This window comes from Aquibium sp. A9E412 (assembly GCF_030398335.1).
GTDB lineage: Bacteria > Pseudomonadota > Alphaproteobacteria > Rhizobiales > Rhizobiaceae > A9E412.
Map to the genome: position 1 here is coordinate 1 of NZ_JAOAOP010000016.1, position 14,312 is coordinate 14,312.

At 70.0% G+C, this 14,312-nt stretch carries 16 protein-coding genes; 4 read left to right on the forward strand and 12 right to left on the reverse strand.

All coding sequences use genetic code 11. From position 1 onward, the window contains the following. Positions 1-20: 20 nt before the first annotated feature. On the reverse strand, positions 21-1,073 hold the full coding sequence (locus tag N1F89_RS08305; RefSeq protein ID WP_290083274.1) for a TRAP transporter substrate-binding protein: 1,053 nt from the start codon (positions 1,071-1,073) through the stop codon (positions 21-23). Positions 1,074-1,227: 154 nt separating this feature from the next. Further along, positions 1,228-1,695 carry an Lrp/AsnC family transcriptional regulator gene (locus tag N1F89_RS08310; RefSeq protein WP_290083276.1) on the reverse strand — a complete coding sequence of 156 codons (468 nt, stop codon included), beginning with the start codon at positions 1,693-1,695 and terminating at the stop codon, positions 1,228-1,230. A 164-nt stretch (positions 1,696-1,859) separates the two neighbouring features. On the opposite strand from N1F89_RS08310, the gene hppD reads away from it, so the two are divergent. Further along, entirely contained in the window at positions 1,860-2,972 is a 1,113-nt protein-coding gene (hppD, locus tag N1F89_RS08315) for a 4-hydroxyphenylpyruvate dioxygenase (protein ID WP_290083278.1), read from the forward strand. Between the two features lie 71 nt (positions 2,973-3,043). Here the strand turns inward: hppD and N1F89_RS08320 are convergent, their stop codons facing one another. Both N1F89_RS08320 and N1F89_RS08325 read right to left on the reverse strand, forming a co-directional pair. Further along, positions 3,044-3,247, reverse strand: coding sequence for a DUF2783 domain-containing protein (locus tag N1F89_RS08320; RefSeq protein WP_290083280.1), 204 nt, complete (start codon positions 3,245-3,247; stop codon positions 3,044-3,046). Continuing rightward, positions 3,244-4,878 carry an FAD-dependent oxidoreductase gene (locus N1F89_RS08325; RefSeq protein WP_290083282.1) on the reverse strand — a complete coding sequence of 545 codons (1,635 nt, stop codon included), beginning with the start codon at positions 4,876-4,878 and terminating at the stop codon, positions 3,244-3,246. The genes N1F89_RS08320 and N1F89_RS08325 overlap by 4 nt, the downstream gene beginning before the upstream one ends. 65 nt (positions 4,879-4,943) lie before the next feature. On the opposite strand from N1F89_RS08325, the gene N1F89_RS08330 reads away from it, so the two are divergent. Together N1F89_RS08330 and N1F89_RS08335 are read left to right on the forward strand one after the other, a co-directional pair. Continuing rightward, positions 4,944-5,207: a type II toxin-antitoxin system prevent-host-death family antitoxin gene (locus tag N1F89_RS08330; RefSeq protein WP_290083284.1), complete on the forward strand. Its 264-nt coding sequence runs from the start codon at positions 4,944-4,946 to the stop codon at positions 5,205-5,207. Then, positions 5,204-5,584 (forward strand): type II toxin-antitoxin system VapC family toxin, encoded by a 381-nt coding sequence (locus N1F89_RS08335; protein WP_290083286.1) that lies wholly within the window; start codon positions 5,204-5,206, stop codon positions 5,582-5,584. Before N1F89_RS08330 ends, N1F89_RS08335 begins: the two co-directional genes overlap by 4 nt. Positions 5,585-5,766: 182 nt before the next feature. Here the strand turns inward: N1F89_RS08335 and N1F89_RS08340 are convergent, their stop codons facing one another. The 5 genes from N1F89_RS08340 to hmgA all read right to left on the reverse strand — a co-directional run bounded on the left by N1F89_RS08340 (position 5,767) and on the right by hmgA (position 10,015). After that, complete coding sequence (locus N1F89_RS08340) at positions 5,767-6,057, reverse strand: hypothetical protein (RefSeq protein WP_290083288.1); 291 nt, start codon at positions 6,055-6,057, stop codon at positions 5,767-5,769. 4 nt (positions 6,058-6,061) lie between these two features. After that, on the reverse strand, positions 6,062-7,012 hold the full coding sequence (locus N1F89_RS08345; RefSeq protein ID WP_290083290.1) for an MBL fold metallo-hydrolase: 951 nt from the start codon (positions 7,010-7,012) through the stop codon (positions 6,062-6,064). Next, a complete protein-coding gene (locus tag N1F89_RS08350) occupies positions 7,009-7,572 on the reverse strand; it encodes a dihydrofolate reductase family protein (protein WP_290083292.1) in 564 nt (187 codons plus the stop codon). Before N1F89_RS08350 ends, N1F89_RS08345 begins: the two co-directional genes overlap by 4 nt. After that, complete coding sequence (locus N1F89_RS08355; RefSeq protein WP_290083294.1) at positions 7,556-8,575, reverse strand: fumarylacetoacetate hydrolase family protein; 1,020 nt, start codon at positions 8,573-8,575, stop codon at positions 7,556-7,558. Before N1F89_RS08355 ends, N1F89_RS08350 begins: the two co-directional genes overlap by 17 nt. Positions 8,576-8,701: 126 nt before the next feature. Continuing rightward, the gene (gene hmgA, locus N1F89_RS08360; RefSeq protein WP_290083296.1) at positions 8,702-10,015 is read right to left on the reverse strand and encodes a homogentisate 1,2-dioxygenase; all 1,314 of its coding nucleotides are present in this window, start codon (positions 10,013-10,015) and stop codon (positions 8,702-8,704) included. A gap of 97 nt (positions 10,016-10,112) precedes the next feature. On the opposite strand from hmgA, the gene N1F89_RS08365 reads away from it, so the two are divergent. Continuing rightward, positions 10,113-10,568, forward strand: a complete 456-nt coding sequence (locus N1F89_RS08365) for a MarR family transcriptional regulator (RefSeq protein WP_290083298.1) — start codon at positions 10,113-10,115, stop codon at positions 10,566-10,568. A 225-nt stretch (positions 10,569-10,793) separates the two neighbouring features. Here N1F89_RS08365 and tdh read toward each other — a convergent pair whose 3' ends face one another. From tdh to N1F89_RS08380, 3 genes are all read right to left on the reverse strand, one after another. After that, the gene (gene tdh, locus N1F89_RS08370; RefSeq protein WP_290083300.1) at positions 10,794-11,831 is read right to left on the reverse strand and encodes an L-threonine 3-dehydrogenase; all 1,038 of its coding nucleotides are present in this window, start codon (positions 11,829-11,831) and stop codon (positions 10,794-10,796) included. Between the two features lie 41 nt (positions 11,832-11,872). Further along, the gene (locus tag N1F89_RS08375; protein WP_290083301.1) at positions 11,873-13,060 is read right to left on the reverse strand and encodes a glycine C-acetyltransferase; all 1,188 of its coding nucleotides are present in this window, start codon (positions 13,058-13,060) and stop codon (positions 11,873-11,875) included. A gap of 130 nt (positions 13,061-13,190) precedes the next feature. Next, positions 13,191-14,228, reverse strand: a complete 1,038-nt coding sequence (locus tag N1F89_RS08380) for an amino acid ABC transporter permease (RefSeq protein ID WP_290083303.1) — start codon at positions 14,226-14,228, stop codon at positions 13,191-13,193. Between the last annotated feature and the right edge of the window lie 84 nt (positions 14,229-14,312).

Here is a 14,312-nt window from a genome sequence, read left to right on the forward strand (position 1 = left end):
GCGGCCCGCCCGCGCCGCGGCTACATGCCTTCCGTGTACTTGTCGATCAGCGCGCGCGCCTCGTCGATCAGCGCCTGGCCGTCGATGCCCTTCTCCTCCATCTCGGCGACCCAGCGGTCGTAGACGGGCTCGGCGGCCTCGCGCCAGCGGGCGACCTCCTCGGCGTCGAGCTCGATGATGTTGTTGCCGTTCTCCACCGCCATGCGGCGGCCCGGCGCATCCCACTCGGCCTGCGTGCGGCCGGCGAAGGCGGAGAACTCCTGGCCGGAATTGGCGTCGAGCACGGCCTTCAGGTCGTCCGGCAGGCTCTCGTACTTGTCCTTGTTCATGGCCAGCACGAAGGCGGTGGTGTAGAGCGCGCGGTCGCCGCCGAACTCGGTGTGGTTCTGCACCAGCTCCGGCACCTTCAGCGCCGGCGTCACCTCCCAGGGGATGACGCAGCCATCGATGACGCCCTTGGACAGCGCCTCGGGAATGGCCGGCACGGGCATGCCGACGGCCGTCGCGCCGAGCTCCTCCAGCATGCCGGTGATGACGCGCGTCGGGGCGCGCAGCTTCTTGCCCTGAAGATCGTCGAGACCGGAGATCGGCGAGCTGGAGTGGATGACGCCGGGCCCGTGCACCCAGGTGCCGATGATGTGGACATTCTCGAAGTCGGTGTCCTTCATCTCCTTCTCGTACAGGTCCCAGTAGGCCCGCGAGGTCGCCTCGGCGTTGGTCATCATGAAGGGCAGTTCGAAGACCTCGACGCGCGGGAAGCGGCCCGGCGTGTAGCCGACCACCGTCCACACGATGTCGACCACGCCGTCGATTGCCTGGTCCATGAGCTGCGGCGGCGTGCCGCCGAGCGCCATGGCCGGGTAGCGCTCAATCTTGATGCGGCCGTCGGAATCGGCCTCGACGCCGTCGGCCCACGGGTCCAGCACATGCGCCGGCACGTTGGCCTGCGGCGGCAGGAACTGATGCAGCTTGAGGGTGACTTCCTGGGCCAGGGACGGCGCGGCCGCAGCCAGCCAGCCGGCGGCGGCCACGGCGCCGGCCAGCGCCAGCTTCCGGATCGAGTTGCGTGTCATTCGCTTCCTCCCATTTAAAGCGATCGGTAGGCCGGGCGCCATTATCCGCCCACTCAGCGGCGGCGTCCACACCGCACTCTACCCGATCTTATGTAACAATAAAGCCAGCATGGCGGACATTCCCGTAACGCTTGGCCGGTTTCCGGGCGGGCCCTCACAGCGGCAGGGCGCCGGTCTCCTTGAGCGTCTCGAGCACGATCGCCGTCTTGACGTGTTGCACCGATTCGTGGGGCAAAAGCACCCCGTTGACGAAATCGGCGAGCGATTTCAGGTCGGGCGTGACGATCTTCAGCACGTAGTCCATCTCGCCGGTCAGCGCATGCGCCTCCTGCACCTCCGGCAGCCGCGCCAGCAGCTCGGCGAAGCGGCGCGCGTTGTCGCGGTTGTGCGTGGCGAGCGTCACCGAGACGACGCTGACCAGCGGAAAGCCGAGCCGCTCGCGGTCGAGAACGGCGCGGTAGCCGCGGATCAGCCCGTCCTCCTCGAGCCGCTGGCGGCGGCGCGAGCACTGCGAGGGCGACAGGTTGACCCGTTCCGACAGGTCGTTGTTGGTCAGCCGGCCGTCGGTCTGGAGCAGCGACAGGATCTTGCGGTCGAACTGGTCGAGCTGCGCATTCGTCATGCATTCTGCCTTTCGTGTGCGCGCGACGTGCACGTTTGCAGCATCTGGCCCGGCAGAATGCAACCCCGATGCGGGGCCGGCGCGTTATCTTCCCATGCTGAATGACGGCCGCAACGGCGGCCATGCGGCGTCGCAACGGCGCCAGCGACGAACAGGAGGAAACGATGGGTCCCTTTCCGCACGACGCCCCGCCGCCGGAGATCAGCGAGGACAACCCGGCCGGCACCGACGGCTTCGAGTTCGTCGAGTTCGCGCATCCCGAGCCGGAGAAGCTGGCCACGCTGTTCGAACGCATGGGCTACACGCCGGTGGCGAAGCACCGCACGAAGCAGATCACCGTGTGGCGCCAGGGCGACATCAACTACATCGTCAACGCCGAGCCGGGCAGCCACGCCATGCGCTTCGTCGACGCGCACGGGCCCTGCGCCCCGTCGATGGCCTGGCGCGTGGTCGATGCGCAGCATGCCTTCGCGCACGCCGTGGCGAACGGGGCCGAACCTTACGAGGGCGACGACAAGACGCTCGACGTGCCGGCGATCGTCGGCATCGGCGGCTCGCTGATCTATTTCGTCGAGCGCTACGGCGCCAAGGGCTCGCCCTACGAGGCGGCGTTCGAGTGGCTCGGCGAGACGGATCCGAAGCCCGAGGGCGTCGGCTTCTACTATCTCGACCACCTCACCCACAACGTCTATCGCGGCAACATGGACAAGTGGTGGGACTTCTACCGCGAGCTGTTCAACTTCAAGCAGATCCACTTCTTCGACATCGCCGGCAAGATCACCGGGCTGGTCAGCCGCGCCATCACGTCGCCGTGCGGCAAGATCCGCATCCCGCTCAACGAATCGACCGATGACAAGAGCCAGATCGAGAGCTACCTGAAGAAGTATCGCGGCGAGGGCATCCAGCACATCGCCGTCGGCACCGACGCGATCTACGACGCGACCGACCGGCTGGCCGGCAACGGGCTCGCCTTCATGCCCGGTCCGCCCGACACCTATTACGAGATGTCGCACGAGCGGGTGAAGGGCCACGACGAGCCGGTCGCGCGGATGAAGAAGCACGGCATCCTGATCGACGGCGAGGGCGTGGTCGGCGGCGGCGAGACCAAGATCCTGCTGCAGATCTTCTCCAAGACCGTGATCGGGCCGATCTTCTTCGAGTTCATCCAGCGCAAGGGCGACGAGGGCTTCGGCGAGGGCAATTTCCGCGCCCTGTTCGAATCGATCGAGATGGAGCAGATCCGCACCGGCGAGCTGAAGGTCGACGCCGCCGAGTAGCGGCCGCCGGCCGCCCTTCCCCTGGTCCCGGGGCCGGCGCCCGCGCCGGCCTCGTTCGTCTCGGCCGCGCTTCAGCGCCGGGCGGCTGCGGCGATCGCCGCCTCGATCTGCGCGCGGTCGCCGACCAGATTGGCCAGAAGCAGCACCAGACGGGCGTTGAGCGCGGCGCTCTCGGTAAAGCTCAGCCCCTCATGCGCGGCCATCAGCGCGGCATAGATGTCGTCGCCGGCCGGTCCCAGCCGGTCGCGGCCGAGTTGCGCGTCGTCGTCGGTCATCCCCGCCTCCCCTGTTGCGTGCGGCCCGTCGCGCGGTCGAGCGCGGCGGCGACGGAAGCCGCGTCGGGCGCCGCGAAGCGCGCCGCGACGTGCTGGTCGGGCCGCACCAGATAGCTCATCCCCTCGCCGTAGCGCGCCCGCACCGTGCCCGCACGGTCGACCAGAACCCGCGTGCCGTCGGTCGGCGCGGCGCCGCGCCCGTCGACCACCGCGATGCGGTCGAGCGCGGCCGGCAGGCCGGCCGGCGGGGCGGCGCCCACCGAAAGCAGCGCGAAGCCGCCGCCGACATGGTTGAGCAGCCAGCCGGCATTGCCGTTTTCCACCGGCGCATCGGGCATCACCTGGCCCGGCGCCACGCCGGGTCCGGCGGCCGCCGGCGTCTGCAGCGACAGGCCGGCCAGCGAGCAGGGCTGCGACAGGCGGCCGGAATTGACCAGCCGGCGGGCGAAGGCGTGGTCGGCCGCCAGATCGAGCACGCTGTCGCGGAACAGCCGCTCCATCTCGGTCTTCGGCGTCATGAAGGAGGTGGCGCGGGCGGAGTTGACGATGTTCTCGTCGGCGCCGTGCACGCGCTCCTCGTCGTAGCTTTCGATCAGGCTTTCGGGCGCCGCGCCGGCAATCACGGCGGCGAGCTTCCACACCAGGTTGTCGACGTCCTGGATGCCGCCATTGCCGCCGCGCGCGCCAAAGGGCGAGACGACATGCGCGGAATCGCCGGCGAAGATCACCCGGCCGTGCACGAAGCGCTCGAGCCGGCGGCACTGGAAGACGTAGACCGACACCCAGTCGAGCGTGAAGTCGCGGTGGCCGATCATCGCCTCGATGCGCGGGATGACGTTCTCCGGCTTCTTCTCCGCCTCCGGATCGGCGTCCGGGCCGAGCTGCAGGTCGATGCGGTAGATGTCGTCGGGCTGCTTGTGCAGGAGCGCCGACTGGCCGCGGTGGAAGGGCGGCTCGAACCAGAACCAGCGCTCGGACGGGAAATCGGCCTGCATCTCGACATCGGCGATCAGGAAGCGCTCCTCGAAGACGCGGCCCTCGAAGTCGAGCCCCAGCATGGCGCGCACCGGCGAGCGCGCGCCGTCGCAGGCGATCACCCAGCCGGCATCGAGCCTGTAGGCGCCGTCGGGCGTGTCGACGCTGACCGCGGCCCCGTCGCTGCGCGGCGCGACGGCGGTGACGCGGTTCTTCCAGCGCAGGTCGATCAGGTCGGGAAAGTCGGCCGCCCGCTCGACCAGGTACTGCTCGACATAATATTGCTGCAGGTTGACGAAGGCCGGCATCTTGTGGCCGGGCTCGGGCAAAAGGTCGAAGCTCCAGACCTCGCGATCGCGGTGGAAGAGCCGGCCGACCTTCCAGGTGACGCCCTTGTCCAGCATGCGGTCGCCGACGCCCAGCCGGTCGAAGATCTCCAGCGTGCGCTTCGACCAGCAGATGGCGCGGCTGCCGACCGACACCACGTCGTTGTCGTCGAGCACCACCGAGGGCACGCCGTGCAGGGCCAGGTCGATCGCCGCCGTCAGGCCGACCGGCCCGGCCCCGACGATGACGACCGGTGCGTCGCCGCGCCCGCCGGCGTCGAGCTCGCGCGGGCGGCGATAGGCGAAGGGCTCGTAGCGATAGCGGGGCATCACGCGGTTTCCTTGTTCGCTGCTGAAAGATGACTTATTTTATGGACAATGAAAGGCTGGTGGCCATGTCTGCACCCCTGAATGCCGGACGGCACGGACCGGACGCCTTCAGCGTCGCGGAAGCCAAGGCCCGTTTTTCGGAGCTGCTGACGCGCGCCGAGCGCGGCGAGACGATCATCGTGACACGCCACGGCCGCCAGGTGGCCGTGATCGGACCGCCGGCGCCGCAGGCGGCCGACCGCGCGCGCCTGCGCGGCGCCTGGTCGGGCCGGGTGACGATCGCCGAGGACTTCGACGAGCTGGGGCCGGAATGGCAGGAATATCTGTGAGCCCGTCGCTCACCTTCCTGATCGACACCCACATCCTGCTCTGGACGCTCGCCGACCCGGACCGGCTGTCGCAGCGCCACGCGGCGATCGTGTTCGGCAGCGAGCGGCTGGTGGTGAGCGTGGTCACGCTCTGGGAGATCGAGATCAAGCGCAAGACCGGCAAGCTCGAAGCGCCCGGCGACGCGCACGCGCGGCTGGTGGATGCCGGCGTCGCGCTGATGCCCATCCTCGCCGAGCACGCCGTGGTCGCCGGGCGCCTGCCGCTGCACCACCGCGACCCGTTCGACCGCATGCTCGTCGCGCAGGCGAGCGTCGAAGGTCTCACGCTGGTCACCGTCGACCCGCGCTTTTCGGCCTACGACGTCGCGCTGACCTAGAGCCGTTCTGCCTTTCACGGGATCGCAGATCAGCTCTGACTTGTTGTTTCGACGCGTTTCCGGACGGCGAGCCGGTCTGCCTGCCGCGGAAATGCCGAACGGCACCGGACCACGGAACCGTGCGGGGGGCGAGTGGCGGTGCGTGGCGGATGCGGCAACCATCGCGGCTCGCCTCCCGCTCCTCACTGGCCCGACGGCATCAGCCGGACGACGAGCCCGGCGAAGAGAACGAAGCCCGCCAGGATCGCCATCAGCAGCCGGTTCATGCGTCGGCGCAGCGCCTGCGTCTCGGCATCGGCCGCCACGCCGCGGTTGAAGGCGACGGGCAGCAGGTTGGCGTAGGCCGGCAGGCGGCTTGCCGGCGGGTAGCGGCCGGAACGGCGCTCGATGCGGTAGCACAGCCGGATCGCCGCGATCAGCGCGGCCACGGTGGCGAGGCCCCACAGGGCGGAGACGACGGCGAACGGCGCCACCGGCTCAGCCCTGAAGCGCGTCCCACATCCGGCGGTCGCGCTCGGCCGTCCAGATGCGCGGGGTGTCGATGTCGCGCGCCTCGTCATAGGCGCGCGCCACGTTGAAGGGCAGGCAGTGCTCGTAGATCGCATAGTCGGAGAACTTCGGGTCGCACTCCGCGCGCACCGCGTCCCACGCCTCCTTGAGGCTGCCGCCGCGCGCGGCGACGCGCGCCGCCGGCCGGTAGGTCGAGTGGATGAAGTCGGCCGTCAGGTCGAGCGCCTCGTTGACCCGGTCGCGGCCGACCAGCGCGTCGCCGCGGCCCGGCGCGATGGCGTCGACGTCGAAGGCGCGGATCTCCTCCAGCGTCGCCGGCCAGTCGTGGAAATGGCCGTCGCCGCAGTAGCAGGCCGACTTGTACTCGACGATGTCGCCGGTGAACATGACGTTGGCGTCGGGCACGTGGGCGACGATGTCGCCGGCGGTGTGGGCGCGGCCGAGAAACATCAGGTCGACGCGGCGGCTGCCGAGATGGACGCTCATCCGGTCGCTGAAGGTCAGCGTCGGCCAGGTCAGCCCGGGGATCGACTCGTGCCCCCGGAAAAGGCGGGGAAAGCGGGCGAACTCGGACTCCCAATCCTCCTGGCCGCGCTCGGCGACCATGGCGCGCGCCGTCTCCGACATCACGATGTCCGAGGCGCCATAGGCCGAGGCGCCGAGCACGCGCACGGCGTGGTAGTGCGTCAGCGCGACGTATTTGATCGGCTTGTCAGTCACCGAGCGCACCTTGTCGATCACCTTGCCGGCGAGCCGCGGGGTCGCCTGCGCGTCGACGATCATCACCGCGTCGTCGCCGACGATGACGCCCGTGTTGGGATCGCCCTCGGCGGTGAAGGCCCACAGGTCGCGGCCGATCTCGGTGAACGAGACCGTCTTTTCGGCCAGGTCGCCGGCCGAGGCAAAGGTCTTGGTCATGCAGTCTCTCCAATGGAATAGGCCAGTTCGACGACGCCGCCCGCCCAGTTGCGGCTTGTCTCCAGCGCCAGCCGGCGCAGCGGGCCGTCGGCGAAGATCAGCGGACCCGAGCCGACCACCACCGGGATGACGAAGACCCGCAGATGGTCGAACATCCCGGCATCCATGGCGCTGCGCTGGACGATGCCGCCGCCGACCACCCAGACGGTGCGGTGGCCGGCCGCCGCAATGCGCGCGCGCAACGCCGCATAGTCGGGCGCAACGGCGGTGACGTCGTCGCGCCCCGCGTCCAGCGCCCGGCGGGTCACGACATAGGCCTGCTTGCCGGCATAGGGCCACTCGTGCCCGCCGGCGACGACATCATAGGTCGTGCGACCGAGGATCAGCGCGTCGACCGAGGCGTAGAAGGCGTCGTAGTCGGCCTGCTGCTCCTGCGACATGCCGCCGCCGGACATCAGCCAGTCGAGCCCGCCCGCCGCGTCGGCGATCCGCCCGTCGAGGCTCATGGCGACATAGCCGACGTAGCGGGTCGGGCCGGCGGTCTCAGTCACGGCGCTCATAGCGCTCCACCGTCTGCTCGATGGCGCCGAAGATCGAGTGGCCGGCGGCGTCCTTCATCTCGATGCGCACGGTGTCGCCGAAGCGCAGGAACGGCGTCGTCGGCCTGCCGTCGCGGATCGTCTCGATGGTGCGGATCTCGGCGATGCAGGAATAGCCGGCGCCGCCCTGGTCGACCGGCTTGCCCGGACCGCCGTCGAGCTTGTTCGACACCGTGCCCGAGCCGATGATCGAGCCGGCAGCGAGCGGCCGCGTCTTCGCCGCATGCGCGACGAGGCGCGGAAAATCGAAGGTCATGTCGACACCGGCGTCGGCGCGGCCGAAGGGCCGGCCGTTGAGATCGACGGCAAGCGGCAGATGCACCTTGCCGCCGTCCCACGCCGCGCCGAGCTCGTCGGGCGTGACGGCGACCGGCGAGAAGGCCGACGACGGCTTCGACTGGAAGAAGCCGAAGCCCTTGGCGAGCTCGGCCGGGATCAGCCCGCGCAGCGACACGTCGTTGACCAGCATGAAAAGCCGGATCGCCTCGCCGGCCGCCTCGAGGCTCGCGCCCATCGGCACGTCGTCGACGACGACGGCGACCTCGCCCTCGAGGTCGATGCCCCAGGCCTCGTCGGCGAGCCGGATGGGATCGCGCGGCGCCAGGAAGGAGTCCGAGCCGCCCTGATACATCAAAGGATCGCTCCAGAAGCTCTCCGGCATCTCGGCGCCGCGCGCCTGGCGCACCAGCTCGACATGGTTGACGTAGGCCGAGCCGTCCGCCCACTGATAGGCGCGCGGCAGCGGCGACAGCGCGTCGTGCTCGTGGAAGCGCTCGGCCGGCACCGCGCCGTGCTCCAGGCTCTCGGCCAGCGCCTCCAGATGCGGCGCGATGCGGCGCCAGTCGTCGAGCGCGGCCTGCAGCGTCGGCGCCAGGAACGCGGCGTCGGTGCAGCGCGTCAGGTCGCGCGAGACGACGACCAGGCGGCCGTCGCGGGTGCCGTTCTTCAGCGTGGCCAGTTTCAAGCGGTCCTCCTGCCGTGTCGTTGCGTGCGGGCGGCCGGCCGCGGCGCCGGCATCGCCCGCTTCGCGACACTTAGCACCAACTCGGGCCCCTTGCGCCAGCCCGGCCGCCCGCGGGCGGCCCGTCGGTCAGCTCCAGTCGCCCTCCGGCGTGCCGTCGAAGCGCTTCTTCAGCCCTGCCCAGCAGTCGATGTAGTCGTCCTGCAGCACCTCGGCCTCGGCGGCGAAGCGGGTGACGTGCTGGGGAAAGCGCGTCTCGAACATGAAGGCCATGGTGTCGTCGAGCTTCTGCGGGCCGAGATCGGCGGTCGAGGCCTTCTCGAAGCCGAAGGCGTCCGGCCCGTGCGGCAGCATCATGTTGTGCAGGCTCATGCCGCCGGGCACGAAGCCCTTCTCCTTGGCGTCGTACTGGCCTTTGATGAGGCCCATGAACTCGCTCATGATGTTGCGGTGGTACCACGGCGGGCGGAAGGTGTGCTCGGCCACCATCCAGCGCGGCGGGAAGATGACGAAGTCGATGTTGGCGGTGCCCTCCTCGCCCGACGGCGCGGTCAGCACGGTGAAGATCGACGGGTCGGGGTGGTCGAACAGGATGGCGCCGACCGGCGAATAGGTCGACAGGTCGTATTTGTAGGGCGCGTAGTTGCCGTGCCAGGCGACGACGTCGAGCGGCGAATGGCCGACCTCGGTGACGTAGAAGCGGCCGCACCACTTGACCGTCAGCCGGCACGGCGTCTCCTTGTCCTCGTACCAGGCGACCGGCGTCTTGAAGTCGCGCGGGTTGGCCAGGCAGTTGGCGCCGATCGGGCCGCGGTCGGGCAGCGTGAACTTGGCGCCGTAGTTCTCGCAGACATAGCCGCGCGCCGGGCCGTCCATCAGTTCGACCTTGAAGATCATGCCGCGCGGCACGATGCAGATCTCGCCGGGCTCCACCTCCATGACGCCCATCTCGGTGAAGACGCGCAGGCCGCCCTCCTGCGGCACGATCAGCAGCTCGCCGTCGGCGTTGAAGACATGGTCATCGACCATCGAGACGTTGGCGACGTAGACATGCGCGGCCATGCCGGCCTGGCCGTTGACGTCGCCGGCCGTCGTCACGGTGCGCATGCCGGCGAGAAAATCCGTCTCCTCGTTGGGCATCGGCAGCGGATCCCAGCGCAGCTGGCCGATCGGCAGCTCGCTGTCGTCGAGGTTGGGCGCGCTCTTCCACGTCGCGTAGCGCACCGGCTTGAAGCGCGCCGTGTGGCGCACGCTCGGCCGGATGCGGTAGAGCCAGGAGCGCTCGTTGGTGCCGCGCGGCGCGGTGAAGGGCGAGCCGGAAAGCTGCTCGGCATAAAGCCCGTAGGCGCAGCGCTGCGGCGAGTTCTGCCCCTGCGGCAGGGCGCCGGGCAGCGTCTCGGTCTCGAAGTCGTTGCCGAAGCCCGGCATGTAGGACAAGGCCATGGCGCGTCTCCCTGTCTGGCCGGCCGTTTGACCGGAGGTGCGAATTCGTTGCATGCGTAACAATCGGATTTGTAACTATCAACCGAGCAGGCCCGCCATGTCCGACAGCGATCTCGCGCTCGAAGCCTTCCTGCCCTACCGGCTGAACCGGCTGGCCGACGCCGTCAGCCGCGACTTCTCGCGGCTCTACCGCGAGCGGCACGGGCTGACGCGGCCGGCGTGGCGCACGCTCGCCACGCTCGGCCAGTACGGCTCGATGACGGCGACGGCAATCGGCGCCCACTCGGCGATGCACAAGACCAAGGTGAGCCGCGCGGTCGCCGCGCTGGAGCGGCGCGGCTGGCTGCGGCGCAAGGCCGACGCGGCCGACCGCCGGATCGAGCACCTGGCGCTGACGCGCGCCGGCATGGCGGCCTATCGCGACCTGGTACCACTGGCGCACGGTTTCGAGGCCGGGCTGCTCGAGGCGCTCGCACCCGAGGAACGCGCGGCCGTCCTCGCCGGCCTGGCGGCGCTCGAGCGCGCCACCTTGACGGGCCGGGCGGCACCCTGACGTCGCGCGAAGCCCGCATCGCGCCTCTCGGCGCCACGGCCCGGCGGCGCGCAGCGTCATCAGCCCGGCCTCCGTCTCGACGCCCTCGGCGATGACCGTCAGGTCGAGCGCGCGGGCGATGCCGGCGACGCCGGCGCCGATCGCCTGGCTCGCCGGCCGCGTGTCGATGCCGCGCACCAGCTTCATGTCCGTTGATCGGTCAGGGAAGGCTTCGCCTTGCTGCCGTCAGCGCCAGTCCATCACCACCTTGCCGGCGCGGCCGCCGCGCATCGCCTCGAAGCCGGCGGCGAAGTCGTCGGCGGCGATGCGGTGGGTGATCAGGCCCGACACGTCGAGCGGCCCCTGCACCAGGGCGATCATCTTGTACCAGGTCTCGAACATCTCGCGGCCGTAGATGCCCTTGAGATGCAGCATCTTGAAGATCACCTTGTTCCAGTCGATCTCGAAGCCGGTCGGCGCGATGCCGAGGATGGCGATGCGGCCGCCATTGTTCATCGCGTCGATCATGTCGCGGAAGGCGGCCGCCGCGCCCGACATCTCGAGCCCGACGTCGAAGCCCTCGGTCATGCCGATGCGCGCCATGACGTGGCCCAGCGTCTCGTGCGAGGCGTCGACGACATGCTGCACGCCGAGCCGTTGGGCGAGCGCCAGGCGGTCGGGGCTGATGTCGGTGATCACCACCTTGCGCGCGCCGACGCACTGGGCGACCAGCGCGCCCATGATGCCGATCGGGCCGGCGCCGGTGACCAGCACGTCCTCGCCGACCAGGTCGAAGGACAGCGCGGTGTGCACGGCGTTGCCGAGCGGGTCGAAGATCGCCGCGATCTCGTCGGGCACGTCGTCGGGGATCGGCACCACGTTGTGCTGCGGGATGGCGAGATACTCGGCGAACGCGCCCGGCCGGTTGACGCCGACGCCCAGCGTGTTGCGGCACAGATGGCCGCGCCCGGCGCGGCAGTTGCGGCAGTGGCCGCACACGATGTGTCCCTCGCCGGAGACACGCTGGCCGACACGGTATTCGCTGACCGCGGCGCCGACGTCGGCCACCGTGCCGACGAACTCGTGGCCGGTGACGAGCGGCACCGGCACGGTGGCGGCCGCCCAGGCGTCCCAGTTCCAGATGTGCACGTCGGTGCCGCAGATCGCCGTCTTGCCGACGCGGACCAGCACATCGTTGGGGCCGATCTCGGGCACCGGCACGCGCTCCATCCACAGCCCGGGCTCTGCCTTCGCCTTCACCAGCGCCTTCATCATGTTGGACATCGGCGATCCTCCAGTGGGCCGCGGCGCGGCGCGCGCGCCGATCAGGCGATCACGCCCAGCTCGCGGCCGACCGTGGCGAAGGCCTCGACCGCGCGGTCGATGTCGGCGGTGCCGTGCGCGGCCGACATCTGCGTGCGGATGCGCGCCGCGCCCTTCGGCACCACCGGATAGGAAAAGCCGATCACGTAGATGCCGTGCTCCATCAGCCGCGCTGCCATGCGCTCGGCCAGCGCCGCGTCGCCCAGCATCACCGGGATGATCGGATGGCCGTTGCCGGCGAGCGTGAAGCCGGCCGCCGTCATCTGCGCGCGGAAGCGCGCCGCGTTGTCGGCGAGCCGGGCGCGCAGCGCGCCGCCCTCCTCGAGCAGGTCGAAGACGGCGAGCGAGGTCGCGGCGATGACCGGTGCCAGCGTGTTGGAGAACAGATAGGGCCGGGAGCGCTGGCGCAGCCACTCGACCACCTGGCGCTTGCCGCTGGTGTAGCCGCCCGAGGCGCCGCCGAGCGCCTTGCCGAGCGTGCCGGTGACGATGTCGACGCGCCCCTCGACGCCGCACGCCTCCGGCGTGCCGCGGCCGTTGGCGCCGACGAAGCCGACGGCATGGCTGTCGTCGACCATCACCATGGCGTCGTGGCGCTCGGCGAGGTCGCAGATCGCCGCCAGGTCGGCCATGGTGCCGTCCATGGAGAACACGCCGTCGGTGGCGATCAGCCGCACGCGCGCGTCGGCCGCCTCCTTCAGCCTGGCCTCGAGCTCGGCCATGTCGTTGTTGGCGTAACGGTAGCGCCGCGCCTTGGCGAGCCTGACCCCGTCGATGATCGAGGCGTGGTTGAGGGCGTCGGAGATCACCGCGTCCTGCTCGCCGAGCAGCGTCTCGAACAGGCCGGTGTTGGCGTCGAAGCAGGAGGAATAAAGGATCGTGTCCTCGAAGCCGAGAAAGCGCGAGATGCGCGCCTCGAGCGCCTTGTGCTCCTCCTGCGTGCCGCAGATGAAGCGCACCGAGGCCATGCCGTAGCCGTAGCGGTCGAGCGCGGCCTTGGCGGCGGCGACGAGGCGCGGATTGTCGGCCAGGCCGAGATAGTTGTTGGCGCAGAAGTTGAGCACCCGGCGCCCGCCGACCTCGATGGCGCCGCCCTGCGGCGAGGCGATGACCCGCTCGGTCTTGTAGAGGCCGGCCTGCCGCAATTCGGCAAGCTGGTCGTCGAGGCGGGACAGGAAGGTGTCGGACATGGGCGGCGCTTTCGGACAAGGGGCGCGCGGCCGGCGGCGCGGGCCGCATCGTCCGGCTTGATAGCGAAGTTCGGCCGAAGCGGCAATCGCCCGCCCCGGCAAGGCCGCGGCCGGCCCGGCGGCCGGCGCGTCAGCGCTGGTAGCCCTTGCCGTAGTGGCGCTCGATGCGCGACTGGACGATCTCGAAGCAGATCGACAGGAACCAGTAGATGATCGCCGCGGCGATCAGCATCTCGAACACCTTGAAGTCGCGCTTGCCGATGATCTGCGCGGTGCGGGTGAGCTCCCACACGCCCATCACCGAGACCAGCGAGGAATCCTTCAGCATGGCGATGAACTGGTTGCCGGTCGGCGGCACGATCAGCCGCATGGCCTGCGGAAAGACGATCTTGCGGAAGGTCAGCCGGTTCGACAGGCCGAGCGCGGCGGCCGCGTCGCGCTGGCCCTGCGGCACCCCGGCGATGCCGGCGCGGAAGATCTCCGCCAGATAGGCGCCGTAGCACAGCGACAGCGCCAGGATGCCGGAGGGCACCGCCTCGAGAGCGAATTGCGGGCCGAGCTGCGGCAGGCCGATATAGATCAGATAGACCTGCAGCAAGAGCGGCGTGCCGCGGAAGAAGGAGATGTAGAAGGTCGACACCGCATAGGCCGGCCCGGAGGCCGACAGCCGGGCGAGCGCGGCGACCAGCGCCAGGCCGCAGGCGATCAGGATCGACAGCAGCGACACGTAGAGCGTCGTCACCGCGCCGGTGGTGATCAGGAAGGCGATGTTGGTCTGGCCGTCGCGCGTCGTCTCGAACCACACGCCGAGGTCGCGGTTGAAGCTGTCGACGAAGGCGATGAAGACGACCAGCAGCTCGAGCCAGACGAGCAGAACCTGGAAGCGGAAGGGCAGCGCCCTGAGCAGGAGCACGTTGAGCGCGACCGCGCCGGCGAGAAGCACGCCGGTCGCGATGTGGAGCGCCAGGCCGGCCTCGGCCTCGGGCCCCGCGCCGATCAGCGGCGCCAGCAGCGCGCCGACCCGCGTGTCGCCGAGCCCCAGCCAGGACAGAAAAACGGCGAGGCAGCCGAAAAAGACCACCTCGCCGCGCGAAGGACGAATGTCGGTGAGCCAGGTCCCGCTGACGGGACCCGGCGGCCGTTCCAGCGTGGTGTCGGAGGACGTCAAGCCGCCGGCACGCTGGATCCGCCGTGGCCGGGCGCACGCACCCGGCCGCGCGGACATGGGAAGAGATCAACCCGATGGGTCATG